Below are 2,566 nucleotides of genomic sequence, written 5' to 3' on the forward strand. Positions count from 1 at the left end.
GTGGTCGAGGGAATCAACAATAAACTTAAACTAATAAAACGGAGAGGCTATGGCTTTAGAAACTTTCGGAATTTTTGGGTTAGAAGTATGTTATCTTGGCATCTTGTATGTTGATTTAGCATAAAGGGTAACGAAGAGCCAGAAAAGCTATTTAATGACTCAGCTATTAAAGCTCTAGAATTAGCCAGCAAAGGATTAATTCCCCAGTATAATCTCAGTCCTTCCTCTCCAATTACTAAAACCTTATTTTCCCTAGCTACCTACGGTTTACGCGGTCGCTTTACCAACTTTGATCAGTTACTAAGAGCGCATATTGATTTCTCGGAATTAGCCACTTGGGGAGCTAAACCAGAACCACCAATTTTATTAATGGGGGCCTGTAATGTCCTGACAGGAAAATTAAGTAAATTTAACTCGCGCGAGGAAGCGGTTAAAATTGAACATATCCTAGCTTCTGCCTGTGTTCCTAACATTTTTCCTGCCGTCACCATTGAAACTATGGCCTACTGGGATGGACTATTTTCCGATAATCCCCCCATCCGTTCTTTAATTCGCCGTGAATTTGTCGGAGTCGAAAATATTCCCGATGAAATTTGGGTAATTAAAATTAATCCCACCTCTAGAGATAAGATCCCCGTGCAATCCGATGATATTGCTGATCGCCGCAATGAATTAGAAGGCAATGTTTCCCTATTTCAAGGTCTCGATCAGATTGACTTTCTCAATCAATTATTTCTCAAAGGAGCCTTTAAAGAAGAATTCTTGCGCGAGATCGCCTTAACAGAACCATTTAAAATTCCTAAATCTTTCCCGGAAGATCCCGATCAGGATTACCATATTCCCATGATCGAAATGTCGGCGGAATTAGCCCATAGTCTCAACTACGAAAGTAAACTCGATCGCTCTCCTGCCAATATCCAGCGTCTGATTGCTGACGGGGAAAAACAGGGAAAACAATTTCTAGAACATCGGCTAAAAGCTATGGGTTTAAGATAATTTTTGAGGTTTCAAAAACGGCAAAAATAAGGATTAAATTGCACAAAATCCTTAAATAGACCATTCAGTTGATTATTATTCATTCTTAATTCTCCTGACGACCGGCTACTGGCTACTGACTCCTAACCCTAACAACAATTTTTGATTTTTACAAGAGATCTAATAATCACTGATTTTCATTGACTAATACCCGTCCGGATAGATCGTAAATCATAATATCCCATTGCCCATTTTTTGCCGCTTCAAAAGCCACTTTAGAACCATCGGCACTGATGATCGGATTGCGTACTTCCGCGAGCAGATCGGGAGCAATTTCCCTTCTCTGTTGAGTTTGTCGATCGTACAGATAAATAGCCGTTTTTCCCTGACGACTAGCAGTAAAAACGATATAACGACCATCTTCACTAATGGAAGGACTAGAAGCGATCTGATCGAGAGAATTTAGTCCGGGTAAAGGCAGTAAACGGCGATCGATGGCATCAAAAAGATAGATAGCTTGGGAACCATTGCGATCGGACGCAAAAACGAGATAGCGAGAGGCAAGATAGGGAGTTAATTCACTAGCAGCACTGTTTAAAGTTCTCCCCCCTCGATCGAAAGGAAAAGACAATAAACTGGGATAACCCGCACATCCAGTTAACAAACTAATTACAGCAACAAGACTAATAAAAAAATAACGTTTCACGGTTTGGGACTTTCAACGGGACTGCCATCGGCAATATCTAACTCGATATTCGGACCGCGATCGAGAACCTCCACATCCCATTGTCCCCGACGAGCGGACTCAAAGACAAGATAACGACCGTCGGGACTAAGACGGGGATTTCGTAACCAACCGCGATAATTTTGACTCAATAACTCAGAGCGATCGGTAATGCGGTCATATAAAGCGATGACGGGACGACCCTCAATAATCACCACATAAGCCAGATAACGCCCCGTTTGGCTTAAACTGGGGCTATCGGTAATTTCTTGACCCGTATATAATCCCCCTAGGGCTTGGTATTGTTTTGTCTGCAAATCATAAAGCAGCATCTGATTACTACCGCGACGATTAGACAGCAAAGCAAGCCAACGACCATCACCGCTCAGGGCGGGTTTTTCGTCATTATAGCGACTATTTAGGGTTCCTGTAGAGAAACCGGGGTTATTGAGATTACAACCGCCTATAACCCCTAAAAACAAGCAGATAAACAGTAAAAAGGGAGCTTTGGTCATCGGACCTACTCCTTAATAATCAAACCTAGTCGGATGATCATTACTCGACTCCCGTTCACTATTATCCGGTCTCTGCCAATCTTCTCGATCGCTCGTATCGCTAGGATCGATCGGTTGATAATCGACGTATTCCCCTTTAAATGGCGGATCATCCTCAATTATTGGGCGAGGACGACGTTTTTGTCCAGTGCGGGGCAATTTACTGCTCGTTTCTTCACTAGCGGGACGACGACGGGGACGGGGACTGGTTTCTTCCCAATCATCACCGCTACGGCGCTGATCATAAACATCTCGATCGCTAGTGGGGGAACTATTGCGGGGACGACGATTAGCCGTTTTGCGACCGCTAGTA

General features: G+C 43.2%; 3 protein-coding genes and 2 pseudogenes. 2 read left to right on the plus strand and 3 right to left on the minus strand.

Translation table 11 applies throughout. The features are described 5' to 3' along the window. Both PX481_RS14500 and PX481_RS14505 read left to right on the plus strand, forming a co-directional pair. Positions 1 to 114: transposase (locus PX481_RS14500; RefSeq protein ID WP_130758671.1), on the plus strand; the 114-nt coding region annotated here is incomplete at its 5' end. A 27-nt stretch (positions 115 to 141) separates the two neighbouring features. Further along, positions 142 to 996, plus strand: a pseudogene (locus PX481_RS14505) (patatin-like phospholipase family protein); the annotation flags it as partial. A 166-nt stretch (positions 997 to 1,162) separates the two neighbouring features. On the opposite strand, the gene PX481_RS14510 reads toward PX481_RS14505, so the two are convergent. The 3 genes and pseudogenes from PX481_RS14510 to PX481_RS14520 all read right to left on the minus strand — a co-directional run. Beyond that, positions 1,163 to 1,681, minus strand: coding sequence for a TolB family protein (locus PX481_RS14510; RefSeq protein WP_002761947.1), 519 nt, complete (start codon positions 1,679 to 1,681; stop codon positions 1,163 to 1,165). Next, on the minus strand, positions 1,678 to 2,214 hold the full coding sequence (locus PX481_RS14515; RefSeq protein ID WP_002761945.1) for a TolB family protein: 537 nt from the start codon (positions 2,212 to 2,214) through the stop codon (positions 1,678 to 1,680). Before PX481_RS14515 ends, PX481_RS14510 begins: the two co-directional genes overlap by 4 nt. 12 nt (positions 2,215 to 2,226) lie before the next feature. Continuing rightward, a pseudogene (locus PX481_RS14520) lies at positions 2,227 to 2,566 on the minus strand (Ycf66 family protein); the annotation flags it as partial.

The sequence above is a fragment of the Microcystis sp. M53603_WE2 genome, from assembly GCF_030065435.1.

Excerpts from the sequence above, each read along its gene's own strand:
- PX481_RS14515 (WP_002761945.1), bottom strand. The coding sequence starts at position 2,214 with ATGACCAAAGCTCCCTTTTTACTGTTTATCTGCTTGTTTTTAGGGGTT.